Origin of the sequence: Methylobacter luteus IMV-B-3098 (genome assembly GCF_000427625.1) — a bacterium.
GTDB classification, from domain to species: Bacteria; Pseudomonadota; Gammaproteobacteria; order Methylococcales; family Methylomonadaceae; genus Methylobacter; species Methylobacter luteus.
The window spans coordinates 359,284-383,992 of sequence record NZ_KE386569.1; the positions used below are offsets into that span (position 1 = coordinate 359,284).

21 protein-coding genes and 2 tRNA genes are annotated in these 24,709 nt (G+C 50.0%); 16 read left to right on the plus strand and 7 right to left on the minus strand.

Annotated features, from left to right (window positions below):
* Positions 1–61: 61 nt before the first annotated feature.
* The 6 genes from clpX to METLU_RS0103755 all read left to right on the plus strand — a co-directional run bounded on the left by clpX (position 62) and on the right by METLU_RS0103755 (position 6,502).
* Positions 62–1,333, plus strand: a complete 1,272-nt coding sequence (gene clpX, locus METLU_RS0103730; RefSeq protein WP_027157059.1) for an ATP-dependent Clp protease ATP-binding subunit ClpX — start codon at positions 62–64, stop codon at positions 1,331–1,333.
* A gap of 157 nt (positions 1,334–1,490) precedes the next feature.
* Positions 1,491–3,914 (plus strand): endopeptidase La, encoded by a 2,424-nt coding sequence (lon, locus tag METLU_RS0103735; RefSeq protein ID WP_027157060.1) that lies wholly within the window; start codon positions 1,491–1,493, stop codon positions 3,912–3,914.
* 192 nt (positions 3,915–4,106) lie between these two features.
* Entirely contained in the window at positions 4,107–4,379 is a 273-nt protein-coding gene (locus METLU_RS0103740) for an HU family DNA-binding protein (RefSeq protein ID WP_027157061.1), read from the plus strand.
* A gap of 13 nt (positions 4,380–4,392) precedes the next feature.
* Positions 4,393–4,468: transfer RNA gene (locus METLU_RS0103745), tRNA-Val, on the plus strand.
* Positions 4,469–4,474: 6 nt separating this feature from the next.
* Positions 4,475–4,551, plus strand: a tRNA-Asp gene (locus METLU_RS0103750).
* A 76-nt stretch (positions 4,552–4,627) separates the two neighbouring features.
* Positions 4,628–6,502, plus strand: a complete 1,875-nt coding sequence (locus METLU_RS0103755) for a SurA N-terminal domain-containing protein (protein ID WP_027157062.1) — start codon at positions 4,628–4,630, stop codon at positions 6,500–6,502.
* A 65-nt stretch (positions 6,503–6,567) separates the two neighbouring features.
* Here the strand turns inward: METLU_RS0103755 and METLU_RS0103760 are convergent, their stop codons facing one another.
* Positions 6,568–7,350, minus strand: a complete 783-nt coding sequence (locus tag METLU_RS0103760; protein WP_027157063.1) for an enoyl-ACP reductase FabI — start codon at positions 7,348–7,350, stop codon at positions 6,568–6,570.
* Between the two features lie 247 nt (positions 7,351–7,597).
* Here METLU_RS0103760 and METLU_RS0103770 point away from each other — a divergent pair, with 247 nt between their 5' ends.
* From METLU_RS0103770 to METLU_RS0103785, 4 genes are read left to right on the plus strand one after another with little or no spacing between them, the layout of a single operon-like run.
* Positions 7,598–9,745 (plus strand): ABC transporter substrate-binding protein, encoded by a 2,148-nt coding sequence (locus METLU_RS0103770; protein ID WP_027157065.1) that lies wholly within the window; start codon positions 7,598–7,600, stop codon positions 9,743–9,745.
* On the plus strand, positions 9,742–10,719 hold the full coding sequence (locus tag METLU_RS0103775; RefSeq protein WP_027157066.1) for an ABC transporter permease: 978 nt from the start codon (positions 9,742–9,744) through the stop codon (positions 10,717–10,719). The genes METLU_RS0103770 and METLU_RS0103775 overlap by 4 nt, the downstream gene beginning before the upstream one ends.
* A complete protein-coding gene (locus METLU_RS0103780) occupies positions 10,719–12,065 on the plus strand; it encodes an ABC transporter permease (protein WP_051299759.1) in 1,347 nt (448 codons plus the stop codon). Before METLU_RS0103775 ends, METLU_RS0103780 begins: the two co-directional genes overlap by 1 nt.
* Positions 12,058–13,701: an ABC transporter ATP-binding protein gene (locus METLU_RS0103785; RefSeq protein ID WP_027157068.1), complete on the plus strand. Its 1,644-nt coding sequence runs from the start codon at positions 12,058–12,060 to the stop codon at positions 13,699–13,701. The genes METLU_RS0103780 and METLU_RS0103785 overlap by 8 nt, the downstream gene beginning before the upstream one ends.
* Positions 13,702–14,112: 411 nt before the next feature.
* Here METLU_RS0103785 and METLU_RS0103790 read toward each other — a convergent pair whose 3' ends face one another.
* The 5 genes from METLU_RS0103790 to METLU_RS0103810 form a co-directional block, all read right to left on the minus strand.
* A complete protein-coding gene (locus METLU_RS0103790; protein WP_027157069.1) occupies positions 14,113–14,760 on the minus strand; it encodes a hypothetical protein in 648 nt (215 codons plus the stop codon).
* Positions 14,761–14,820: 60 nt separating this feature from the next.
* Positions 14,821–15,333: a hypothetical protein gene (locus METLU_RS24425; RefSeq protein ID WP_051299760.1), complete on the minus strand. Its 513-nt coding sequence runs from the start codon at positions 15,331–15,333 to the stop codon at positions 14,821–14,823.
* Between the two features lie 225 nt (positions 15,334–15,558).
* Positions 15,559–15,846, minus strand: coding sequence for a YciI family protein (locus METLU_RS0103800; RefSeq protein ID WP_027157070.1), 288 nt, complete (start codon positions 15,844–15,846; stop codon positions 15,559–15,561).
* On the minus strand, positions 15,843–16,232 hold the full coding sequence (locus METLU_RS24430; RefSeq protein WP_051299761.1) for a TfoX/Sxy family protein: 390 nt from the start codon (positions 16,230–16,232) through the stop codon (positions 15,843–15,845). Before METLU_RS24430 ends, METLU_RS0103800 begins: the two co-directional genes overlap by 4 nt.
* A 6-nt stretch (positions 16,233–16,238) precedes the next feature.
* On the minus strand, positions 16,239–16,682 hold the full coding sequence (locus METLU_RS0103810) for a GFA family protein (protein ID WP_051299762.1): 444 nt from the start codon (positions 16,680–16,682) through the stop codon (positions 16,239–16,241).
* A 102-nt stretch (positions 16,683–16,784) separates the two neighbouring features.
* Between METLU_RS0103810 and METLU_RS24435 the strand changes: the two genes are divergently transcribed.
* From METLU_RS24435 to METLU_RS0103850, 6 genes are all read left to right on the plus strand, one after another.
* Positions 16,785–17,177, plus strand: a complete 393-nt coding sequence (locus METLU_RS24435; protein WP_036243485.1) for a winged helix-turn-helix transcriptional regulator — start codon at positions 16,785–16,787, stop codon at positions 17,175–17,177.
* A 1,120-nt stretch (positions 17,178–18,297) separates the two neighbouring features.
* Positions 18,298–18,786 (plus strand): hypothetical protein, encoded by a 489-nt coding sequence (locus METLU_RS0103825; protein WP_051299763.1) that lies wholly within the window; start codon positions 18,298–18,300, stop codon positions 18,784–18,786.
* Between the two features lie 209 nt (positions 18,787–18,995).
* Complete coding sequence (locus tag METLU_RS0103830) at positions 18,996–20,099, plus strand: AI-2E family transporter (protein ID WP_027157073.1); 1,104 nt, start codon at positions 18,996–18,998, stop codon at positions 20,097–20,099.
* Positions 20,100–20,401: 302 nt separating this feature from the next.
* On the plus strand, positions 20,402–21,505 hold the full coding sequence (locus METLU_RS0103835; protein ID WP_027157074.1) for an AI-2E family transporter: 1,104 nt from the start codon (positions 20,402–20,404) through the stop codon (positions 21,503–21,505).
* 378 nt (positions 21,506–21,883) lie between these two features.
* Positions 21,884–23,047: a hypothetical protein gene (locus tag METLU_RS0103845; RefSeq protein ID WP_027157075.1), complete on the plus strand. Its 1,164-nt coding sequence runs from the start codon at positions 21,884–21,886 to the stop codon at positions 23,045–23,047.
* A 26-nt stretch (positions 23,048–23,073) separates the two neighbouring features.
* Positions 23,074–23,805 (plus strand): ferritin-like domain-containing protein, encoded by a 732-nt coding sequence (locus tag METLU_RS0103850; protein ID WP_027157076.1) that lies wholly within the window; start codon positions 23,074–23,076, stop codon positions 23,803–23,805.
* A 172-nt stretch (positions 23,806–23,977) separates the two neighbouring features.
* On the opposite strand, the gene METLU_RS0103855 is transcribed toward METLU_RS0103850, so the two are convergent.
* The gene (locus tag METLU_RS0103855; protein WP_036242831.1) at positions 23,978–24,511 is read right to left on the minus strand and encodes a hypothetical protein; all 534 of its coding nucleotides are present in this window, start codon (positions 24,509–24,511) and stop codon (positions 23,978–23,980) included.
* Between the last annotated feature and the right edge of the window lie 198 nt (positions 24,512–24,709).

Below are 24,709 nucleotides of genomic sequence, written 5' to 3' on the forward strand. Positions count from 1 at the left end.
ATTCTTTGCTTCATCGAAAGTAAAAAAACATCAGTTTCTGGATGTTTGCAGGAGTCAATTTATGAGTAATGACAAAAACAGCAAAGACGACGATAAACTGCTTTATTGTTCTTTTTGCGGTAAAAGTCAGCATGAAGTCAGGAAGCTTATTGCAGGGCCATCGGTTTATGTATGCGACGAGTGCGTAGAGCTTTGTAATGACATCATAAGAGACGAATTGCAAGACGACTCTTCTTCCTTTGGCGGCGAATTGCCTAAGCCGAAAGAGATCAAGGCAGAACTCGATGAATATGTCATTGGGCAGGAAAGCGCGAAAAAGATTTTGGCTGTCGCCGTCTATAATCATTACAAGCGCTTACGCAGCAAGTCAAAAAAAGATGGTGTCGAATTAGCCAAAAGTAATATCTTATTGATAGGCCCAACCGGTTCAGGAAAAACGCTGCTGGCTGAAACACTGGCGCGTCTGCTGGATGTGCCTTTTACTATTGCTGATGCCACTACACTGACAGAGGCCGGTTATGTGGGAGAAGATGTAGAAAATATCATTCAAAAGATCCTGCAGAAATGTGATTATGATGTAGAAAAGGCTGAAACTGGCATTGTTTATATCGACGAAATCGATAAAATTTCCAGAAAGTCTGATAATCCATCGATAACTCGCGATGTCTCCGGCGAAGGCGTACAACAGGCATTGCTGAAATTGATTGAAGGCACTATTGCTTCGGTTCCTCCTCAAGGTGGTCGCAAACATCCGCAACAGGAATTTCTGCAAGTCAATACCGCCAATATCCTGTTTATAGTTGGTGGTGCGTTTGCCGGACTGGACCGTATCATTAAAGATCGTTCGGAAAAAGGCGGCATAGGCTTCTCGGCTGAAGTAAAAGCCAAGGACGAGACTAAAAATGTCGGGCAGCTTTTTGCTGAAGTTGAGTCTGAAGACTTGATCAAATACGGATTGATCCCGGAGTTTGTCGGTCGTCTCCCGGTTATTGCCACTTTAGAAGAACTTGATGAGCAGGCTTTGGTCCAAATATTGACTGAGCCTAAAAATGCACTGATTAAGCAATATAAGCATTTATTTGAAATGGAAGGTGCTGAGTTGGAGTTCAGAGAAGATTCCTTAATCGCCATCGCCCGCAAATCCATGGAAAGAAAAACCGGCGCCCGTGGCTTAAGAACTATCGTTGAAAATATTCTGCTGGATACTATGTATGAATTGCCATCATCGGAAAATATCCGCAAGGTGGTTATTGATGAAAGTGTTATTCTAGGTGAGTCTGAACCTTTTCTGGTTTATGAAACGGAAAAGAAGAAGGCCTCGGCCGAATCTTGAAATTTATTCGGGATAGCATAAAAGGGAGCTTTATTTTTTAAGCTCCCTTTTTTTTGCGCTATAGCTAGGCAAATGACTGTGTTTTAAGTCCTTAACTCTTGCTATTTTATTTATTGGCCCCATATCTTTTTTTCAAAAATTGCTAAAGGCTCCGGTTATGGAAACGCACAAAATGACAGAGATACAACAGACAGATATTTTGATTCCGGTTTTGCCGCTCAGAGACGTCGTGGTTTATCCGCACATGGTGATCACTTTATTTGTTGGCAGGGAAAAATCTATTGATGCTTTGGATGCCGCCATGAAGGATAACAAGCAGATATTACTGGTTGCCCAGAAAGAAGCTGAAATTGATGAGCCGGATTTTACCGATCTTTATCAGGTCGGTACCTTGGCCAATATTCTGCAATTGCTAAAATTACCTGACGGCACTGTTAAGGTTTTGGTAGAAGGGAGTCAGCGCAGTAAAGTTCTCTACTATAAAGAAACGGAGAGTTTTTTTTCCGCGGCTGTCATAAAAATTGATGACATCCTAAATATATCTGAACGGGAGCAAGAGGTACTGCAACGTACAGTAATCAGTTCGTTTGACCAATATGTCAAGCTGAATAATAAAATCCCACCGGAAGTCCTCAATTCTCTTGCCGGTATTGATGACTCAAGCCGTCTTGCCGATACCATGGCTGCGCATATGACGCTAAAGGTTAATGAAAAACAGGCAATTCTGGAAACCGCTGATATTGCAACACGGCTGGAAAATTTGATGACTCAGATGGAAGGTGAGGTCGATCTTCTGGAAATGGAAAAAAGAATCCGTGGGCGCGTTAAGCAGCAAATGGAGAAGAATCAAAAGGAATATTATCTGAATGAGCAAATGAAGGCGATTCAGAAAGAACTTGGTGAGATGGATGATGTTGCCAATGAAATTGAAGAGCTGGAAAAGAAAATTGAAAACGCCGGCATGACCAAGGAAGCCAGAACAAAGGCCGAGGCAGAGCTTAACAAGCTTAAACTGATGTCGCCGATGTCTGCCGAGGCAACTGTTGTGCGCAATTATATTGATTGGATGGTCAGTGTGCCCTGGAAGAAAAAAACCAAGGTACGGCATGATTTGAAGCTGGCCGAACAGGTTCTGGAAACAGAACACTATGGTTTGGAGAAAGTCAAGGAGCGTATTCTCGAGTATCTGGCTGTGCAGCAGCGGGTGCAGCAGCTCAAAGGGCCTATTTTATGTCTAGTCGGTCCTCCGGGCGTAGGCAAGACCTCATTAGGCGAGTCCATTGCTCGCGCCACTAATCGCAAATATGTGCGAATGGCCTTGGGTGGCGTGCGAGACGAGGCGGAAATTCGTGGGCATCGTCGAACCTACATAGGCTCTATGCCAGGCAAGATTTTGCAGAATCTGGCTAAGGTGAAAACACGGAACCCGATGTTTTTGTTGGATGAGATTGACAAAATGGCAGCCGATTTCCGGGGCGATCCGGCCTCGGCATTGTTGGAAGTGCTGGATCCCGCGCAGAATCATACTTTCTCGGATCACTATCTGGAAGTGGATTTTGATTTGTCCGATGTGATGTTTGTCGCGACGGCCAATACAATGAATATCCCTCCCGCATTGCTGGATCGGATGGAAGTTATACGCCTCGCCGGTTACACGGAAGATGAAAAAATTAATATTGCCATCCGATATTTGATTCCGAAGCAGATTAAAAATAATGGGCTGAAAGAACATGAAATCGAAATTACAGAGGCGGCTGTCAGGGACATTATCCGTTATTACTCGCGAGAAGCCGGGGTGCGCAGTCTTGAACGGGAAATTTCGAAAATCTGCCGTAAAGTAGTCAAAGACCTGTTGCTGAAGCCGAGCAAAGACAAAGTTGAAATTAATCCTGACAACCTTGATAAATATCTGGGCGTTAAACGGTTTCACTACGGCCTCGCAGAAGAAAAGGATCAGGTTGGGCAAGTGACTGGTTTGGCTTGGACAGAAGTAGGCGGCGAATTGCTAATGATTGAAACAGCCGTTATTCCGGGAAAAGGTAAACATTCTTCTACGGGCAAACTTGGCGATGTCATGAAAGAATCGATCGAGGCTGCGATGACCGTGGTAAGAAGTCGCTCTGAAATTCTGGGAATAGATCATGAGGTGTTTCAGAAAAATGATATCCATATTCATGTGCCCGAAGGAGCTACGCCAAAAGATGGGCCTAGCGCTGGTATAGGTATGTGTACGGCCATCATTTCGGCATTGACTAAAATACCCGTAAAGGCAAGTGTGGCCATGACCGGTGAGATTACCCTGCGAGGTGAGGTATTGCCGATAGGCGGGTTGAAGGAAAAACTGCTGGCTGCTCATCGTGGCGGCATAACAACAGTTCTTATTCCTGCGGAAAATGAAAAAGACTTGGTTGAAATTCCTGAAAATATAAAGCAGAACTTGGACATCAAGCCTGTCCATTGGATAGATGAGGTGCTTGAAGTGGCTCTACAGTACATGCCGAAGCCGAGCGACAAGAAAGAAGTCGAAGAAAAGGCTAAAAGTGATAAGCTAAAAAAACAAGGTCTTGTTACCGCTCATTAAAAAACAGCTTGCGGTTTTGCTTGAATCCGGCAAAACCGCAAAAATCATGGGCTCGAGGGCTTTAATGCTTGACACTGCCTAAGAGCTATTGATATAAATATCGAGCTTTCTTGTGTGGCTAGGAATCGCGCATAAGGATCATACACTGGTTGTGCAGAATACAATTTAAAAAATACTTCCTAAGGGGGAATGATGAATAAATCAGAACTAATCGATGCTATTGCAGAGTCTTCTGAATTGACAAAAGCGGACGCTGGACGTGCTTTAGATGGTTTCATTAGTGCAGTTACGACTGCTTTAAGTAAAGGTGATTCTGTTGCTTTAGTTGGTTTTGGTACATACTCTGTAAAGGAAAGGGCAGAGCGCAAAGGCCGTAATCCGCAAACAGGTGAGGAGATTACAATTAAGTCTGCAAAAATTCCTTCATTTAAAGCTGGTAAATCTTTAAAAGATGCTGTAAACTAGTGCTTCTTTAGTCGGGTGCTTAGCTCAGCTGGGAGAGCATCGCCCTTACAAGGCGAGGGTCGGGGGTTCGAACCCCTCAGCACCCACCAGACTTTGGAGTGGTAGTTCAGTTGGTTAGAATACCGGCCTGTCACGCCGGGGGTCGCGGGTTCGAGCCCCGTCCACTCCGCCAAATTAAAGCCCCGTACCGGTCTGGTTCGGGGTTTTTTTTTGCTTAAATTTAAGCCGTTTTCTTTAGGATAGAGCATATGCTGACAAAAATTAGAGAAAAAGCGCAAGGTGCTTTTGCATGGGGCATCTTAATAATAATTTGCGTGCCTTTTGCTTTATGGGGTATTCAAAATTATTTGGATACAGGGAAAGAACCGCCAGTCGCTTCCGTAGGCGATAGGGATTTTTATCAGCAGGATGTCAATAGGGCTTATGAACAATACAGCCAGAATCTCCAGGGGCTCAACATTGATGAACAGACTTTGAAAGCACAGGCCTTGGAAAAACTGATAAAGGATGAGGTTTTATTGCAGTATGTGCGTGCGGAAGGTCTCGTTACCAGCGATAATAAGGCTCGTGACTTCATTAAATCTCTGGAATATTTTCAGGTAGACGGTAAGTTCGATGAGAAACAATATAAAGCTTTGTTGAACTCACAAAGAATGACATCCGGCGAATTTGTAAACAGAATCAAGAATGCGTTGGTAATGGAACAGTTTCAGCGCAGTATTATCGATAGCAGTTTTGCTACTCAGCATGATGTAGAAAGCTTTTTTAAAATCCAGAATCAGCAGCGTGATGTAGCTTATTTGACTGTTCCGGCACAGAAACCGGCTGATCAGCCTTCAGAGGAAGAGGTAGCAGCTTATTATCAGCAGCATCAAGACTTATACAAGGTGCCCGAGCAGGTCTCTGTAGAATACGTAGAACTGCTACTTGAGGATATCGCTAAAAAAGTCGCTGTAACGGATGAAAAGCTGAGAGCGTTCTACGAAGAGCAAAAGGACCAGTATTCGACTCCGGAACGGAGAAAGATCAGTCATATCCTGTTTGCCATCAATGACAAACAGGATGAAAAAGCGGCGCTGGAAAAAGCATTGCAAGCAAAAAAAGAGTCGGCGAATAAAGACTTCGCCACGTTAGCCGCTGAAGTTTCAGACGATAAATTAACCGCTAATAAAGGTGGCGATTTAGGCCTGTTTGCTGCCGGCACCATGGAGGAAGCGTTTGAAGACGCGGCGAGTTCATTGAAACTCGGCGAAGTGTCAGAGCCAGTTAAGTCGGCGTTCGGCTATCATCTGATTAAAGTAACTGAATTAGTGCCAGGCGAGGTCAAGCCTTTTGATGCTGTTAAAGCAGAATTAACAAAGGCCTATCAAAAAGCTCAAGCTGAAAATACCTTTTATGAATCCGGTGAAACATTAACCGAAATGAGCTATGAAAATCCTGACAACCTGCAAACGGTAGCGGATGCGTTAGGCTTAACCATTAAAAGATCGGCATTATTCACCAAAGATAATGGTGAAGGCATAGCCAGTGATCCTAAAATACGCAGTGCCGCATTTTCCGAAGAAGTTCAGCAGGGCAATAACAGCACGCCTGTAGAATTGGGTCCTGAGCGTTTGGTTGTGTTGCGCATGCTGGAACACAAGGCTGCAACCACGCGTGACTTGAATGATGTCAAACAGGAGGTCATAGAGACCTTATTAAAAGATAAAGCCAAACAACAGGCTGCTGAAAAAGCACAGCAGATAAAAACGCGTTTGCAAGCCGGTGAATCCATTGATACGGTTGCTGCCGAAAATAAGTTAACCGTCAAGAAAATGACCGGCTTAACTCGCAGCAATGGCGAATTGCCATGGCAGTTGAATCAGGCAATCTTTAAGGCAGCCAAACCCGTTGGCGATAAGCCGACAGTCTTTACAGCAGTATTGCCGTCCGATGAACAAGCGGTAGTGAGTTTGTCCAAAGTTAAAGAAGGCATCATGAGTGAAGACGATAAGAAGCAGCTCGAACTGGCGACCAAGAATATTGCCAGAGCTTTTGGTCAGAATGATTTCAATGCGGTCCTGAACAGTTTGCAGGCAGAAGCTGATATTTCGGTGAAGACCCAGGCCCAGGCTCAAAACTAGATTTGACCAGGAAATAAAAAAAGGGAGCGTACGCTCCCTTTTTTTATGTCGCAAAAAATAAACGCTTAAGAAGCTACATATCCAGTAATATTATAGCCGGCGTCTACATAAGTAATTTCACCGGTGATGCCGGAAGCCAGGTCCGAGCACAGGAATGCCGCGGCGTTACCAACTTCCTCGATCGTGACGTTTTTCTTCAAAGGCGAAGCATCGGCCGCTTTGCTGAGCATGGTTTTGAAATCGTTGATACCCGATGCGGCCAGTGTTCTGATCGGACCTGCGGAAATCGCATTCACACGTGTGCCTTCGGTGCCCAGGGCGACGGCCATGTAGCGGACGTTTGCTTCCAGACTGGCTTTGGCTACGCCCATGACGTTGTAGTTGGGCATGACGCGTTCCGCACCTAAATAGCTCAAGGTTAACAGAGAACCGTTACGGCCCGCCATCATTGCTCGGCCAGCCTTTGCTAAGGCGGTAAAACTGTACGAACTGATGTCATGAGCGATTCTGAAGTTTTCTCTGGTTGTGGCATTGACGAAATCGCCTTCCAGCGCATCACGCGGCGCGAAAGCGACTGAATGCACGATACAATCCAGTCCGTCCCAGTGTTCGCCAAGCTTTTTGAAAACGTTCTCTATATGCTCATCACTACTGACATCGCATTCAATAATAATGTTGGAATCACATTCAGCCGCCATGGTTTCGACCCGGCTCTGAAGTTTGTCATTTTGAAAAGTAAAGGCCAACTCTGCGCCTTCACGGTGCATGGCCTGGGCAATGCCCCATGCAATTGAACGGTTACTGGCTAAACCAACAATCAAGACACGCTTGCCTTGCATAAAACCCATTATCATCTCCCCATGTTTTTGTTGCTACAATAGAGCTTCAATTATCTATGTTTGTTCAATCCGCACCAACCTGTAACCGGTCGATGATAACATTCGCCATAATAGCAGACGGCGGATCTACCCCATCGTGACGAAGGGGGATCAGAAAGGATAGCCCTGCTGACGCAGGACTGTCAAATTTTAACCATATCCTTAAAAAAGGGATTTTTTCAGGCTGTAAGGTATTTTGATGTTCAGTCTTTTTTCTATGAAGATGCATATCGACCAATCTCGCACGCTAGTGCTGATATTGCTGACAGTATTGTTGAGCGCCTGCGTCGGCTCGGAGCTCAATAATCCCTATGCGCAAGAAGAGGGTGGTCAGTCGGTTTTATATGAGTCCTTTTCAGAACGCCCCAAGCATCTGGACCCGGCTGTGGCTTACAGCTCTAATGAATATGCGTTTATTGCCCAGATTTATGAACCGCCGTATCAATATCATTACCTGAAAAGACCTTATGAACTAACGCCGTTAACGGCAACCGGCATGCCTGAAATCGAGTATCTGAATTCCAAAGGCGAAAAACTGGCTTCAACCGCAAATGACAGCGACATTGCCTATACCGATTATTTGCTCGAAATCCAACCCGGTATCCGCTATCAGCCGCATCCGATTCTGGCAAAAGATGCACAAGGTGAATATATTTACCATCATTTGACCGGCGAGCAGATCGACAGGCTCGGCTCCTTGCAGGATTTGCCCGAGACCGGTTCGCGCGAACTGACCGCCGAGGATTATGTATACCAGATCAAGCGACTGGCGCATCCGAAAATTCAATCACCCATCGCTGAACTGATGAAAAACTATATCATCGGCTTCGACGATTTTTCAAAGCAGGTCGCGAACAAGCAGAAATTTGAGATAAAAGACATTTCCATGACGGGCGTTACCGCGCTGAGTCCGTACAAATACCGCATACGCATCAAAGGCAAATATCCTCAGTTCATTTTCTGGCTGGCCATGCCGTTTTTCTCGCCTATGCCGTGGGAAGCCGATGTGTTTTACGAACAGCCCGGCCTGAACGATAAAAATATCACGCTAGACTGGTTTCCGATAGGCACAGGGCCTTATCTTCTGGCCGAGAACAATCCGAACCGGCGCATGATCCTGCAGAGAAACCCGTTGTTTCATCCTGAAACGTATCCTTCCGAAGGCGAGCCCGGCGATAAGGAAAAAGGTTTGCTGGCCGATGCCGGCAAACAGTTGCCATTCATTGATAAGGTCGTGTACATGCTGGAGAAGGAAACGATTCCTTACTGGAACAAATTCCTGCAAGGCTATTACGATGCGTCCGGTATTGCCTCCGACAATTTCGACCAGGCCATACAGTTTACCGGCAGCGGCGCCGCCACTTTGACCGAGGCCATGAAAGAAAAAGGCATCCAGCTGGAAACAGCGGTAACGACATCTATTTTCTATCTAGGCTTTAATATGCTCGATGCCACGGTCGGCGGCGATAGTGAAAAAGCGCGCAAGTTGCGTCAGGCTATTGCCATAGCCGTCGATTATGAGGAATACATCGCTATTTTTGCGAACGGGCGCGGCGTCGCCGCCCAGGGCCTGATACCGCCCGGCATATACGGCCATGCGGAAGGCAAGGACGGCATCAATCCTTATGTCTATGACTGGGTAAACGGCAAAGCGCAGCGTAAAAACATAGAGGTTGCCAAGCGGCTAATGGCCGAAGCCGGCTATCAGGGCGGTGTCGATCCTAAAACCAGACAAGCCCTGATCCTGTATTTTGATACGACTTCGGTCAGCATTGACGATCGTCCAAGAATGAACTGGTATCGCAAACAATTTGAAAAGCTGGGCATCAAACTGGTCATTCGCGGCACCGATTACAATCGTTTCCAGCAGAAAATGCGCGACGGCAATGCGCAGATTTTTTTCTGGGGCTGGAATGCAGATTACCCCGATCCTGAAAATTTCTTTTTCCTGCTCTATGGGCCCAATGCGAAAGTCGCCCACGGCGGGGAGAATGCGGGCAATTACCAAAATCCCGAATTCGATCGTTTATTCGAACAAATGCGCAATATGGGCAATGGCGAGCAACGCTACCGTATCATTCAGAACCTGCAGGAGCTGGTGCGCCGCGATGCGCCATGGGTATTCGGTTTCCACCCCAAGAGTTTTTCGCTATATCATGGCTGGTATAAAAACCTGAAGCCTAATTTAATGGCCAATAACCAGCTTAAATATACACGCATCGATACGGCGGAAAGAGCCGAAAAGAGAGCAGAGTGGAACAAGCCTGTGTACTGGCCTTTGCTGATAGCTTTTGTCGTGTTTGTGTTACTGTTGATTCCAGCGATTCTGGCTTATCGCCGCCGCATTAGGGAAACAATTCAATGACTCAATATATTATCCGCCGAATTTTATACGCCTTCCCGTTGCTGATGGGCGTCAATATCCTGACGTTTGTGCTGTTTTTTGTCGTCAACAGTCCTGATGATATGGCTCGCATGCAGTTGGGGCAGAAACATGTGACCGAAAAGGCCGTGGAAAACTGGAAGCAGCAGCGCGGCTATGACCTGCCGTTGCTATGGAACGGCAAGGCCGAAGGCGAAGAAAAACTGACCCGAACGATCTTTTATCAAAAATCGGTCGGCCTGTTCCTGTTTCGCTTCGGCGTATCCGATAGCGGCAGAAACATCTCGGCCGATATTCAGCAACGCATGTGGCCCAGTCTGGCCGTCGCTTTGCCGACGCTGATTGTGGGTTTATTGGTCAATATCAGCTTCGCTTTGATGATGGTGCTGTTTCGCAACAGTTATCTGGAACATGCCGGGGTCGTGCTGTGCGTGATCCTGATGTCGGTTTCCTCACTGTTCTATATTATCGGCGGCCAGTTTTTGATCGGTAAATTACTGAGGCTGGTGCCTATCTCCGGTTATGACGGCGGTTTGTCGGCGCTGAAGTTTCTGATCCTGCCGGTATTGATCGGCGTTTTTTCCGGCATCGGTTCCGGCGTGCGCTGGTACAGAACCCTGTTTCTGGAAGAAGTCGAAAAAGATTACGTACGCACGGCGCGCGCAAAAGGCCTGACCGAAACCCGGACCCTGTTCCGGCATGTGCTGAAAAACGCCATGATTCCGATTTTGACCGGTGTCGTGGTCGTGTTGCCGTTACTGTTCATGGGCAGTTTGATCATGGAATCGTTTTTCAGTATTCCGGGCCTGGGCAGCTACACGATAGATGCGATTAACAGTCAGGATTTCGCCATCGTGCGGGCCATGGTGTTTCTGGGTTCGGTCCTGTATGTAATCGGCCTGCTGCTGACCGATATTTCCTACACTCTCGTCGACCCTCGGGTAAGGTTGTCCTGATGATCATATTATGGACCGATGCGCTGATATTCCTGCTGATCGCCGTGATACTCATGCTCGGCTTTTATCTGCGCGGCAAGGAATACATTAAACGTCCCCTGCAACAGATAGCCCGCAGCAAAGTCGGCATGGTTTCTCTGACCGTGCTGATTTTCTTTGTGCTGATCGGCCTGCTGGACTCGATACATTTTAAGCCGTCGGAGGACGGTCGCAGTAATGAAATTATCAGTGCGCTGGATTATTGGGCCACGCCGCTGCGCGAACATGGCGAGAAAACTTACTCGGCGCCTTTCGCCTCCTATCTGTACAGCAAGGAAATGATGATGCTGGCGGACGGCACCGAGCAATGGGGCTATCCGCGCCTGCAATTTGGCGGCGCGCATCTGGCCGATCCCGAAACCGAACAGGTGCCGGATATATTAAAGAAAGCGCTTTACGGCTGGATTCAGGGCGCAAGTCTGGTCGTATTTTTCATGATTCTGTTAGGGAGTCTTTTAAGAGAGCCGCATAAGCGCCTCATCGTGAGTCCGACGGCCAAGGCGGTCTGGACTGTGGTGTTTTTGATCGTTTCGATCAATTACATGCTGGTCTATCTGTCTACTTACTATCATGTCTTCGGCACCGATAAAGTCGGCGAGGACGTGTTTTATCAGGCTATAAAAAGCATACGCACGGGCCTCGTGATAGGCACGTTGACGACCCTGGTCATGCTGCCTATGGCTCTCCTGTTCGGCATCCTGGCCGGCTTTTTTCGCGGCTGGGTCGATGATGTCATTCAATATGTTTACACGACGCTGAATTCGATTCCCAGCGTACTGTTGATAGCCGCGTCCATCCTGATGGTGCAGGTGTATATGGCCGCTCACGAGGAAGCCTTTACCAGCGTGATCGTGCGGGCGGACATGCGGCTGCTGTTTCTTTGCCTGATCCTGGGCGTGACCAGCTGGACCGGATTATGCCGGTTGCTGCGGGCCGAAACGCTGAAGCTGCGCGAGATGGAATACGTGCAGGCGGCGCAGGCGCTGGGCGTCCGGCGCCGCGTGATTCTGCTGCGCCATATCCTGCCCAATGTCATGCACATCGTACTGATCTCCGTCGTGCTGGATTTCAGTTCGCTGGTACTGGCCGAGGCGGTGCTGTCTTATATCAATATCGGTGTCGACCCGACGACCTACAGCTGGGGCAACATGATTAACGGCGCGCGGCTGGAAATGGCGCGCGAGCCCGTGGTCTGGTGGTCTTTGGCGGCATCTTTCGTATTTATGTTCGCGCTGGTGCTGGCCGCAAACCTGTTTGCCGATACGGTGCGCGATGCGTTTGATCCAAGACGAGGTGCCTATGAATAAGCCGATACTGTCCGTAGCGCATCTCAGCGTCAGCTTCAACCACGGCCCCAAGGTCGTCGATGATATCGGTTTTGACATCTATCCGGGCGAGACGTTTGCGCTGGTCGGCGAATCGGGTTCCGGCAAGTCGATCACGGCCTTGTCCGTGCTGAGGCTGCTGCCCGGTAATGCCCGCATTCAGGCCAGTGAAATCAGCCTGCAGGGTGATAATCTGCTGCGCCGGTCCGAATACGAGCTTTGCCGGATTCGCGGCCGGCGCATCGGCCTGATATTTCAGGACCCCATGTCGTCGCTGAATCCGGTCATGACTATCGGCGACCAGATTGAGGAGGTCATCGAGCTGCATTTTGCCTTGCCGCAACAGGCACTCAAGCAGCGCGTGCTGGAATTGCTGCGGCAGGTGGAGATACCGCAGCCGGAGCAGCGCATTAATGATTATCCGCATCAACTGTCCGGCGGCCAGCGCCAGCGCGTCATGATCGCGATTGCGCTGGCCGGCGAGCCCGATCTGCTGATTGCCGATGAGCCGACCACGTCGCTGGATGTGACCATTCAGGCGCAAATTCTGAACTTGCTGAAAACCATACAAGGGCAGACCGGCATGGCGCTGTGGCTGATCAGCCATGATCTGGCGCTGGTGTCCAATATGGCCGATCGCGTGGCGGTCATGCAGCAGGGCAAAATCGTCGAAACCGGACGCTGCGATGAATTTTTCCGCCATCCCAAACACCCGTATACGCAAAAGCTGCTGAGTGCCTTGCCCTCCATGCAGAGCTGTTTAAAGCACGGCAGGCAGGAAAAGCCGCCGCTATTGCAGGTGGACGATTTCAAAGTCCATCACCCGATCAGGAAGGGCATTTTTAAACGCGTGGTCGATCATGTACGCGCCGTCGACGGCGTCAGTTTTACTATCCAGCAGGGCAAGACGCTGGCGCTAGTCGGCGAATCCGGCTGCGGCAAGACCACGCTGGGCAAAGGACTGCTGAACCTGATACCGGGCAGTGCAGGCCAAGTCAAAATAGACGGCGTGGCGCTCGATACACTACAGGACGAGGCGTTACGGCTAAAACGCGCGGACATGCAGATCGTGTTTCAGGACCCTTTTTCCTCGATGAACCCGAGAATGCTGGTCGGCGAAATTGTCGCCGAAGGCATCCGGGCCCTACATCCCGGCGTCAGCGCGGTCAACAGGCAAGAAAGAGTCAGGCAATTGCTCAGGCAGGTCGGCCTGCCTGAAGATGCCGCGCAACGGTATCCGCATGAATTCTCGGGCGGCCAGCGTCAGCGCATCTGCATCGCCAGGGCACTGGCGGTCGATCCGAAGCTGATCATCTGCGATGAACCGACCAGCGCGCTGGATGTATCGGTGCAGGCGCAGATTATCGAGCTGTTGAAATCGCTGCAGCAGGAAAAGGGCGTCAGTTATCTGTTTATCACGCATGACCTGGCCGTCGTGGCCGAAATAGCCGATGAAGTCGCGGTCATGTATAAAGGTAAAATCGTCGAGTACGGCAGTGTCGCGCAGGTGCTGACCCAACCGCAGCAGGCTTACACGAAAAAGCTGCTAGGCGCGGTACCGGTGTTGAGGACAGAGACTAAACCTTCTGAGCAACAGGATAAGCAAGCCGTTTTGTAGCATCGCCGTTTGATAGCGAAGCTCCTTGTTGAGACTGTCGGATAGCGCAACTGAGGGGCTTCAAGCGCAAGTAGTTCTGCGAATACAGCAAAAAAGCATTTCACCACGAAGATCATGAACGGCCGCATGAACAGATATTACAGGAGCAGCGTAGCGGTGTGCCGAGGACGAGAAGGAAATCATTAACTGTAAAAAGTCTGGATTTGATCTGACCTATGAAATCGAATTCAGACTTATATCGATATTATTTAAAGATTAAAAAAATGAATAGCTGCTAAGAGACGATCAAGAATTTCAACCAAATGACGGCTGCAATACAGAAAGCTGTCATTCAACGTTGGAAGTAACCGGCACCGGAGCGCAGCGGCGGGAACCAAAAAGCGTAGCTTTTTGGCGTCCGTGACTGACTTGTTAGGTGTTTTTGGATGTATTAACGTATTCATTTGCCAATTGATAGAAGGAGTTGCCTTCGTAGTTGAAACCACCTGAATCACCTGCTGCTATTCTGGCACTAGCAATTTCCTTGGCTTCATTTGGTTTGGATTCAAGCAGACAGGTGAGAAGTTTCTCGATCCATATGGTTCGAACTGCATTTGGGTATTTTTTCATTAGCTGCGAATAGTAATTTTCTAGAGCTCCAAGATTGCTTTGATAGGAGGTAATACTAGACGCCACGTCAAGACTTATCGGGTCAAGCAATTCAAATACGCTGCAAATTTCTTTTGATATGAATTCTTCTTCCCACTTATCGAGCGTAGTGTTTCCACTTTGGACTTCCATACTCGGCGCTACCCAGGCACCGCAAGCCCTAAAACTAAGCGGTTGTTTTTTGTTCTCTGGAAGCTTAACAACATCCCAAAAAACATCGTCAAAGTCATAATGCTTGAAGTGCATAGACCAAGATAGCCTTTTTATCTTCGGATGACCCGTAATCAAAATCGTGAAAAATGCATCCTTCTCTTTTTTGAAAACAAAGCCGCGACTACATTTCCAACCAAAACGATTTGATTCTTCTTTTAATAATATATTTAGAATCTTGTCAGACTCGGATTGGCTCATTAAAACACCTAACGTGGGGCTAAAGGGCGCGCTGTAGGCGCATCCCGCTTGAGCGTAAGGTTAGAGTACATATACACCAGCCTTTTCCGCTTCGGCCTTCAGAGCACCAATTGAAGCTTGATTTTTTAAGTACACATGATGTGTAAAGTCCCAGCCTTCTATATATATGAGTTTCAAAGACGGGATAACGAACATGAAACAGTGAGAACCGCTTGCCAAATAAGGTAAAGGGCTTAATGCCATATTTTTTGCAGACGGAGATGTAAACGCCCTGAAGGTTATATGCTGCTTATACCTGCCAACCCGTTTAACAAGGTATGACTCAAAATTTGATGTAAGGCTGCAAACAAATAAGTGCAACTTAGCATCGTTTATTTTCTGTTTTTCGATTGGAACATCGTTTAACTCTTTATACGCCTCTTCTTCAGATAGCCAATGATCGTAAACAGTTATAGCTACTTGTTGGTAGTTGCCCGTGCTTTCATTAGAGGTGATAGCTGCTAAGTCAGGAAAACAATTGATCAGGTTTGCCTGAGTTTTCCTATCTAGGCTTTGAAATCGACGATTAGCCATGGGAGATCTCTTGTGTTCTAACTTAAAGGTAAAGGGCGTGCCGCAGAAGGTCGTTAAGCGAAGTCAACGAAACCGATTCAAAAGCGAACCTTCAAAATCGCCGATAGGCGGCACGTCCATTTGATCGCTGTGTTAGGCAAAATATGTAAATCCAATAGGATGTGCCGACGAAGGAGGCGCATCACTCGCGAATGATGCGCTTCGTGCCTCAGCGCATCCTATGGACTACATCGACCTCAACTCATAAACCCGAATGCTTGCAATAAATGGATTGCTTTGGGCAAGTTTCTCGGCAGCATCAAGACTTTCAGCCTCAATGATATTGTAACCAGTGATAGATTCCATATTCCATGGGAGGTCCCGGATTCCATTCTTCGAGATTTCTCGGCCACCACTGAACCCACTCTGGTCCAATTGCTTGGCGGAGATTGACTCAAGCCAAGTCTCCCAAGCTCTCATGATCTCCGGAGTAGGTTTTTCAAATCCGTAATGCAGAAACATAAACTTTTTCATTTATTTCTCCTTGCAGAGTGTAGTGGTTTGATTTTGAATTTTTCTGTTTTTGGTGGAAGAGCGTCAACGTAAGTCAGCGCCATTTGCAGCCAATCCGCAAGAGCATTGTCTTGGGTTATTCCATCAAGCTCAATCGAAATGAAACCAGGCATAGTATGACCGGCACCGTCGCAGCGCTTCGTCATAGGATTGGCAAGCGCTTTTGGTTCGGCATCTTTGCCAACGCGGACCATCAGGCCTTTTTTTGAAGTGCAGCATAGCATGTTTCCATTCAGCAGAAAGGTTATGCCGCCAAACATGCGCTTCTTGGAAATTGGCAAGCCAATAAGCAAGGCGCGGATTCTTTCTTCAAGATTCATGGCGCCAGAAAGCTGATGCGTATTCATTATGATCTATCCCTCTTGAGGCATAGGGGGCATTTCCTTGAAAGCAGGCAGTGTCGGGTCAAGGTGATCCCATGGCTGCAACCGTTTTGTGTAAACCGCCATTTGCGGAGATATAGTTGCGGGGAGGTCCAGGCTTGCTACCCTGAACGTCACCATGCCTGGCATGCCTGAACTCTTTCCAAACAGGGGGCTTCCGCAGGTAGGGCAGAAACTCGTGATAACGGTGTTTCCGCTGTCAGACTTCCATTCATATCCGCGGACGTTACCGCTGATTTGAATGGCTTCTTCCGGAACCAGGGCATGAAAGGCATGTCCGGAACCACTGAGCTTGCGGCAACTCTCGCAGTAGCAAAAACCCGCCATGGCGGGGGCAGTGGTGACCTCATATCGGATTGCGCCACATAGGCAACCGCCTTTCATACCGGCTGAGGCATTTATCTCTGTGTTCATGTTAGCATCTCCTTATCAGATGTTGTCACTTGCTAATTGCAAGTGACTGAATCATGACATATAGACTTGCATATTGCAAGTGACATGTGTATGGTTTGCATCATGAATAAAGAAGTTGCTGTACCCGTATTCCGTTCTCAATGTCCCGTAGCTGGATCGCTTGATTTGCTGGGCGACAAGTGGAGCTTAGTCATCGTTCGGGACTTGATGATCCGCAAAAGAAGATACAAGGATTTTCAGGATTCCCCAGAGGGCATTCCGACAAATATTCTCGCAAATCGCCTACGTAAGCTTGAGGAGGACGGAATCATCAAAAAACATCCTTATCAAGAGAGGCCCGTGAGGTACGAATACTCTTTGACCCGCAAGGGGGCGGATTTGCTACCGGTATTACAACAACTGGCGCTTTGGGGACACAAGCACATCCCAGAGAGTTGGTCTCCACCCGACTGGTTCTTGAATGCAAAGCCGGGCGACCTCCCGACGGAAAAATAGTCTTGTAATTCGCTATCTTATATCTAACAAATGATCAGCACAGTTTTCTACATGTCTACCACGAAATCGGCGTCTCCTTGATAAATTTGTGATAGACAAGGAGTTTTTCCTTATGCATATCATCCCCATGGCGCTGATTTGATGTGACCGGTTAAGATTTAATTGGCGTCATTCAATCAGACAAAGTGATCGGCTACAAAGGGTCCAGGGTGTGTCAAAACGTAGAAATCGAAAAGTCAGTGGTTTAATGATGCCAGTTATCGAGCTGAATACCGATCACTAAGGAGCTAATCATTAAGAAAGCGCTCATTTTAAGCCGTTTAGTGGAGTAATGTTCACTTCAGATAGATATAGTCACGCGTTTTGACACACCCTCGGTCGATCTGAGACAGTCAATGTCCTGATGCAGTTGAAAGATTAATTTTGGAAGTTGTCGGATCGGTTCAAGAGTTTTACACAAACTCAGTCAATGCATTGAAACTTCGTGCTCTCGATTGCTGTTCCAGACGCAATTCTACCTCCCCCATCCTTATTGTCGTTCGTGACCTTCGCGGTTATCTCTTTTATACCGAATATTTCACTGTAAAGGCTGCTGCCCAATCAGCGCCATCCATCAGAACGCTGTCGTTCAAGGCCGCCATTCATAAGTACTGCTGCGAATAGACAGCCATTTAAAAAATGAATCATGATGACTACTTCCTTAAATAGGCTCTGGCAATTTATGGCGAATACGCATGCGTTTTGCCGATAAGACTTGTCTGGTGGCGGATCAAGAATTGGCCGGTCGGCTTGCAACGGATTTGCCGCCGGAGGCGGGCGGGTGGTGATCGTCGATAATGATAAGGAACACCGTTGTAGGCGCGGATTCGCCTAAAGCGCCTACTGTTGGTATCCGCATAGTGCGAATACCCTATAGGGCACAAGTGAATTCGCACCAATTTCCTGATTTATTTCATGCTCAATCGAATTGCCGCCGCGATATGTTTTCTTGCCTCCGAGGAAGCGAGTTCCATCAATGGAGCTACACGGGGGGCGATAAGGGCCTGATTTCGCGATCTAAGTCTTGCGGAATGCCGATTATTTATAGCCGACAGATGTAATGATTAGCCCGAGGTGGATTATGCTGCGCACTTGGCGTTTTATCACTCTGCTGCTTGCCGCGCTCGGCCTGACGTTCGGCGCGGCCCATGCGCTCGAACTGCTACCGAAGATGCAGTACGACGCAGAGCTGTATGCGGCAGTCACTAGCACGCTCTACCGGTTTTTCGGCCTGGCAGGGGCTGTCATTCAGGTCGGAGCCATCCTTGCCGCTATCATGCTGACCTTTTTGGTCCGGCGTTTGCGTGCTTTTCGCCTGACACTGTTCGGCACGCTGGGCCTCGTGCTCTCGCTGGCACTGTGGGCGGCGCTCGTTCAGCCGGTCAATGCCGAGTGGGGCCGGGTTATCGCGTCTGGCTCGGGATCGGTCCCGGCGGCGTACCTTCGTTTTCGTCATCGTTGGGAATACGGGCATGTCGCGGCTTTTGCCGCCTGGTTTACGGGATTCTGTCTGCTGATGTTTTCCGTTGTCAGGGAGACTCCGGCAGATGACCCGCGGGATCGTGAGTGACAGCCCTTTATATTTCCAAATACCGAAAACTTTCGACGGGCAAAGTGGAACGATTGACACGGGGGTAGAGTCTTTTTGACAAGGTAGCGTTGAAATTCTTATTCCTGAGGAGGCGTTATGGCCATAAAACTGTTCAGTTCGAAGGATGTTTTTCTACGTAAACGATGGATGGCCGCAAGGGGCCGATTGCAGTCATGGAGGATGCCGTTATGAGCTTTTGGGACAGAGGCAGGATGCCGGAAAGCGAAGCGGCGGATATGGAAAGAATCGGGGCCCGGAGCATAAGCGGACTGCTGACCAAGCGGACGCTGATCGTGGTGGCTGCGGCCGCGGCAATCGTCGTGCTGCTGTTAATGCTCTGGCAGGTGGCCCAGATTTTACTGCTGATTTTCGCGAGCATGCTGCTGGCGCTGTTTCTGCGCTCTTCCGCAGTTACTATTAGCGATAACACTGCCTTGACGGTGAATGCCTCTCTGATATTGGTGGTTCTGATTCTGGCGGGTGGGCTCGCACTAATCGGATCGCTGTATGGTCCTGATATTGCCACTGATTTTTATCAATTGACGCTTCAATTGCCCAGTACAATTGACAGGATGCGGGATAACCTCGGGCAATACGAGTGGGCACCCGCGGTGCTGGATGCGATGGCCAGAGTGGGGCGCGCCCTGACCAATCCTCAGCAGCTGGGCAGAATCGCCGGGGTTTTCTCGACCGCCTTCGGGGCGCTTGGCAGTAGCCTGATCGTGATCGTGCTGGGTCTTTACTTCGCCGTTGAACCAAAAACCTACATCGATGGGGTTGTGCGCCTGTTTCCTCAGTCTCGCCGAGGACGTGTCTATGAAGCCTTTGATCGGGTCGGGCATGCGCTCCGCTGGTGGCTGCTCAGCCGGCTCGTGTCGATGGTGGCAGTAGGCATACTGACCGTGACCGGGCTGGTCGTGCTAGGGATGCCGCTCGCTTTCATTCTGGCTCTGGTGGCCGCTATCCTGGATTTTATACCTCACATCGGGCCGATTCTGGCAACTGTTCCAGCGGTCATGGTGGGTTTGGCGCAGGATGGATCGACGGTGCTGTACGTCATTATCCTTTATACCGTTATTCAAGGCCTGGAAAGTTATCTGCTCACGCCTTATATCCAGAGGCAGATGATATCGATCGCGCCGGCCTGGCTGCTGGCCGCCCAGCTCGTGCTGGGGGCCGGTTTCGGCATCCTGGGATTCCTGCTCGCCCCACCGTTGGCGGTCGTGGTCATGGTGCTGGTGCAGATGTTTTATGTACGGGACGTGCTGGGAGAAAAGATGGAACTGCCCTGAGTGCGCTTTCTGCCAGCCGTTTTTCATGCTGTGCTTTAAAGTAACCGCTAAGCATTTCCCTGTCTGAAAGCCTTGCCATCATATGCAGGTCGACATTCCGTGTCACTATCAGGATTGGGGACATGCTCCCTCAGCACGTAACCGCAAACTATTCCTTAAGGAGGCGCTATGGCTGTAAGGCGATTCGATTCGAAGGGGATATCTCTCGATAAACAACGGATGACTTGTAAGGGCATGGCGCGGCCGTCCAATGGCGAAGTCCACAGGGCAGCCGGTATCCGGCGCTCTGGAAAGAGGCGGCCATGAGCGTCGGGGATGAAGCCAGGCCGCCCGAAAGCAAGGCGATAGATAGCGAAACGGCCGCGACTGGCAGTGCGAGCGGATGGCTGACCAAGCGGACGCTGATCGTGGTCGCGTCCGGCGCTGCGGTTATTGCGTTGCTGCTAATGCTTTTGCAGGTGGCCGATATTTTACTGCTGGTTTTTGCGAGCCTGTTGCTGGCGCTGTTTCTGCGCACCCTGGCGGACTACATCAGCCGTCATACGCCTTTGTCCGTGGCTTGGTCTCTGACGCTGGTGGTCGTGGTGCTGCTGGGCATTTTCGTGCTGATTCTGGTGCTGTACGGTCCGAATATCGCCGGCGGTTTCTATCAGTTGTTCCGGCAGTTGCCGTCGGCGCCGGAGCGGTTGCGGAGCGCCCTCGAACAGTACGAATGGGGGCCTGCGCTTATGGATACCCTGGCCCGGGCCGGGCGCGCCTTGACCGATACTAAGCAATTGGCCCAGATCGCCGGGATTTTTTCGACCGCCTTCGGAGCTCTCGGCAGTATGCTGGTCGTGGTCGTGCTGGGCCTTTATTTTGCGGCCGACCCGAAGCCTTACATCAACGGCACGGCGCGTCTTTTTCCGCAGAAGCACAGAAAGCATGTCAACGAAGCCTTCGACCGGATCGGGCATACGCTCCGCTGGTGGTTGCTCGGCCGGATCCTCGCCATGCTCACTGTAGGTGTACTGATCGGTATCGGACTGGCGATACTGGACGTGCCGTTCGCCTTCATCCTGGGCCTGGTCGCCGCCCTGCTGGATTTCGTGCCCAACATCGGGCCGCTCATCGCCGCCGTGCCGGCGGTAATGGTCGGGCTGTCCCAAGGCGGAGCGACGGCGCTGTATGTCGCCGGCCTCTATTTCGTGGTGCAAAGTCTGGAAGGCTATTTGATCTCGCCATATATCCAGCAGCGCGTTGTTTCCCTGCCGCCGGCCTTGCTGCTGATCGCCCAGCTCGTGATGGGGGCCGGTTTCGGCATCCTGGGACTCCTGCTCGCGTCCCCGCTGGCGGTCGTGGTCATGGTGCTGGTGCAGATGCTGTATGTGCGGGACGTGCTGGGCGAGCAGGTGGAATTGCCCTGACGCGGGTTTTTCGTTGTCTGTTTTTTCCAGGCAGGGAGACACTCGGCTGGCATCTGTGCAAGGCGCACCGCATCGCGCTTTATCAACAAGCCTGCCTTCCTGAACAGGCAAGTCGTCTAAGTATTTACCCGGCTGCCCTGATTTATCCGATTGTGATATGTTCGCCCGTTACGGAAAAATCATGATGTACATAGTCCATGGGCGGCAGGCCGAAGTGGCGACACCCAAAAATAGACAGGCAATATTAGTCAGCCTGAAAATCCCGCCATATCAGGGTCGGTACCTCATCATGATGAAATGTAAACGAAAGGATCGCACGGAGCCGTGTTTACTCAACAAGTAACCGTGAATTTATTCCTTAATTGTTAAGGAGGCGTTATGTCTGTAAATCTATTCGATTCGAAGGGAATGTCTCTCGATAAACAACGAATGACTTGGAAAGACATGGTACAGCCACCCATCAGCAAGCTTGACGACGAAGCTTTTACACGGGTGAGAATTATCCTCACCAATGGACTGGAAGTGGAAGCGCTGCGTTTCCAGCATCTATGCGCGCGCATGAACAAAGACCTGCAGGTGCCGCTGGCGAAAGTCCGGCGCGTCGAGCAGCACCAGCAAACGACCATCAATTGGCTCATCTCATCCGATCACTCGCCGCTGGAAACCACTATTGCGTATGAACAAGTCGCCGTCGAGGTCACTGCTGCAGTAGCGCAAAACGAGCCCGATCCTTATCTGGCCCAGGTCTACCGGTTCGGGCTGCTGGAGGACTTCGACCATCTCTACCGCTATTCGGCGCTGCTCGATCGCCTGGAAGGCAAGGATGCGAACAACATCCTGCAATCCCATACCGATATTATTCCGGGGCGGCCTACCGCGGACGAACATCGGGCGCCCGAGAACGATCTGCGGGATCATTACGACCGCGCCACGGCGGACACGATCAGCAAGCTGCACGCCACGACCATCATGGCCGCCGAGTATCAGACCCACGACTTCTATGCCAATATCGGGCCGACCTATGCCGACCCCGTCGCGCGTCAGTTGTACGCCGAGATCGCCTCGATCGAGGAGCAGCATGTCACGCAGTATGAATCGATCATCGATCCGAATGAAACCTGGCTGGAGAAATGGTTGATACATGAAGCGACTGAAGTTTACAACTACTACAGCTGCGTGGAGCAGGAGACGAACCCCCGCATCAAGGCGATCTGGGAGCGCTTCCTGGATTATGAACTCGGACACTACGCCTACGTCTCGGAACTGTTCAAGCAATACGAGCGCCGGGATCCGGCCGAGATCATTTCGCAAACGCTGCCCGATCCGATGCCGTTCACGAGCAATCGCGAATTCGTGCGCCAGACGCTCGATAAGGAAGTGGATCTGCGCACCAGCGGCACCCAATTCGTCGACAAAGCCCAGGAAGACCAGGCATCCCTGGCTTACCGTCAGCATGTTAATTCCAGCGGTTCGCCTTCCGAATCGGTCGCTGAAGGCTATCAATGGATGCCCGGCACCGAGCTGAATCGCAAAGTCGCTTAATCACCGAATTGTGCAGGAGTTGAACAATGAATCAACCAATTGAAATGAGCATGAGAAACCGGACCGGCATCGACCGGTCGCCTGTCGACAGCCAGAAAATGATCGATGCGGCCAATGCCTATATGCCCAGCTCCCGAGGGAATGGCTCGGCCTTGATGGACGTTGAGGCCCGCTATATTCAGGAAGCCGATCCGGTGGGCACGGTAGCAATTCCCGGCACGTTGAAAGGCGCGGCCAAGGCCACCATGCAGATGCTTGCCGGCAGAAATGCGGAAGTTCTGGTCGACAAGCTGGGCGAGCGCCTGGCCTTTGAACGGACGGGTACGCGGCTATACGATTATTTCATCAACAAGTGCGAGGCAGCGAAGAGCGGCCCGCCGATTTCCATCGATACGCTCAAGCGTTTCAGGCATGAGGAAGCCCAGCACTTCATGCTGATCGCTGATGCATTGGAGTCTTTAGGGGCCGATCCCACCTCGCAGACGCCCGGAGCCGATGTCAGCGCCGTGGCGTCAGGCGGCGTGCTTCAGGTCTTGAGCGATCCGCGCACATCCGTCGATCAGTGCCTGGAAGCGATGCTTAACGCCGAACTGGTTGATAACGCCGGTTGGGACATGCTGGTCAAGCTGGCCGATGACATGGGGCTTGATGACATGTCGAGAGATTTTCAAGCGGCGTTGAACGAGGAGGATGAGCATCTGATGGAGATCCGCCAATGGTATGAGCAATCTACGCTGGCACAAGCAGGGGTAATATAGGACAGGCAGTCGCCTTTGAGTTTGTGACTGCTTGCCTAAGGGTGTCTCATTTATAAAAAACACGACAAAGCATTCGAAGGACGCGAGGATTTTGACTTTCTTTTCCTTCGCGTCCTTGTATCTTTGTGGCGAAAATCCTTCAGCTGGTTAAGCGCAGCGTTAGCCGGTATTCTTATGGCTTATGCCCATGATGCATGGTGCCATGGTCCATGCCGGGCGCGGCGTCAGGTCCGTGATCGCTCAGTTGCGCATCGAACCATTGATGGAGGGCTGTAATCAGGGACTGATCCTGCGCGGAATAGGTGATTTCGGCACCATCAGGCAGTTCCTTATACTGGACGTGAAGCTGGCCCGGTTTGGCGGCCCGTAATGCCGCCAGTCCCGGCATGGCCTGGCCGTGAATCTTTTCCGGTCCGGAGAAATCACCGCGTGCGAATTCCCCGGCAATCTGGGTCAGATGCCGACGGATCAGTGCGATTTGTTCGCTATTGTCCGGATCTCTGGCGATGACTTGTTGCCGGCCGCCGGTTTCGGTCTTGCTGAAAATGTGCTGTGTTTGAGTAAGTTCAAACGGCATCACATGACGGCCGCGTTCGCTAATCTCCTTTTGACGTTCAGGACTTGCCGTTTGGGCAGGGACCAGCGGGCTGCTTATCAAACTGAGCAGGGCCGAAGAAAAAAGAACGATTTTATTGATGGGGTGCATAAAATAATCTCCAGAAAATCATGTCGGTTCATACGATGATGATAGACACAATGGGTTAACTTAACAATCCAGACTGTTCCCAGCTAAATGGAAACAATAAGCCGGGAAGCATGCCGAGGATATTTTCCTCCCCAGTGCGCTACAATAACGCCTCAAACCGCAATCACATCGCCGTCGGCGCCTCTAAATTGCTCAGAA

Coding starts and splice junctions, on each gene's coding strand:
- METLU_RS0103855 (WP_036242831.1), bottom strand. CDS start 24,511: ATGCACCCCATCAATAAAATCGTTCTTTTTTCTTCGGCCCTGCTCAGT.
- METLU_RS0103845 (WP_027157075.1), top strand. CDS start 21,884: ATGTCTGTAAATCTATTCGATTCGAAGGGAATGTCTCTCGATAAACAA.
- METLU_RS0103780 (WP_051299759.1), top strand. CDS start 10,719: ATGATCATATTATGGACCGATGCGCTGATATTCCTGCTGATCGCCGTG.
- METLU_RS24430 (WP_051299761.1), bottom strand. CDS start 16,232: ATGAATACGCATCAGCTTTCTGGCGCCATGAATCTTGAAGAAAGAATC.
- METLU_RS0103825 (WP_051299763.1), top strand. CDS start 18,298: ATGCTGCGCACTTGGCGTTTTATCACTCTGCTGCTTGCCGCGCTCGGC.
- METLU_RS0103785 (WP_027157068.1), top strand. CDS start 12,058: ATGAATAAGCCGATACTGTCCGTAGCGCATCTCAGCGTCAGCTTCAAC.
- METLU_RS0103810 (WP_051299762.1), bottom strand. CDS start 16,682: ATGAACACAGAGATAAATGCCTCAGCCGGTATGAAAGGCGGTTGCCTA.
- METLU_RS0103740 (WP_027157061.1), top strand. CDS start 4,107: ATGAATAAATCAGAACTAATCGATGCTATTGCAGAGTCTTCTGAATTG.
- METLU_RS0103830 (WP_027157073.1), top strand. CDS start 18,996: ATGAGCTTTTGGGACAGAGGCAGGATGCCGGAAAGCGAAGCGGCGGAT.
- METLU_RS0103850 (WP_027157076.1), top strand. CDS start 23,074: ATGAATCAACCAATTGAAATGAGCATGAGAAACCGGACCGGCATCGAC.
- METLU_RS0103760 (WP_027157063.1), bottom strand. CDS start 7,350: ATGGGTTTTATGCAAGGCAAGCGTGTCTTGATTGTTGGTTTAGCCAGT.
- METLU_RS24425 (WP_051299760.1), bottom strand. CDS start 15,333: ATGGCTAATCGTCGATTTCAAAGCCTAGATAGGAAAACTCAGGCAAAC.
- METLU_RS0103755 (WP_027157062.1), top strand. CDS start 4,628: ATGCTGACAAAAATTAGAGAAAAAGCGCAAGGTGCTTTTGCATGGGGC.
- METLU_RS24435 (WP_036243485.1), top strand. CDS start 16,785: ATGAATAAAGAAGTTGCTGTACCCGTATTCCGTTCTCAATGTCCCGTA.
- lon (WP_027157060.1), top strand. CDS start 1,491: ATGGAAACGCACAAAATGACAGAGATACAACAGACAGATATTTTGATT.
- METLU_RS0103770 (WP_027157065.1), top strand. CDS start 7,598: ATGAAGATGCATATCGACCAATCTCGCACGCTAGTGCTGATATTGCTG.
- clpX (WP_027157059.1), top strand. CDS start 62: ATGAGTAATGACAAAAACAGCAAAGACGACGATAAACTGCTTTATTGT.
- METLU_RS0103800 (WP_027157070.1), bottom strand. CDS start 15,846: ATGAAAAAGTTTATGTTTCTGCATTACGGATTTGAAAAACCTACTCCG.
- METLU_RS0103835 (WP_027157074.1), top strand. CDS start 20,402: ATGAGCGTCGGGGATGAAGCCAGGCCGCCCGAAAGCAAGGCGATAGAT.
- METLU_RS0103775 (WP_027157066.1), top strand. CDS start 9,742: ATGACTCAATATATTATCCGCCGAATTTTATACGCCTTCCCGTTGCTG.
- METLU_RS0103790 (WP_027157069.1), bottom strand. CDS start 14,760: ATGAGCCAATCCGAGTCTGACAAGATTCTAAATATATTATTAAAAGAA.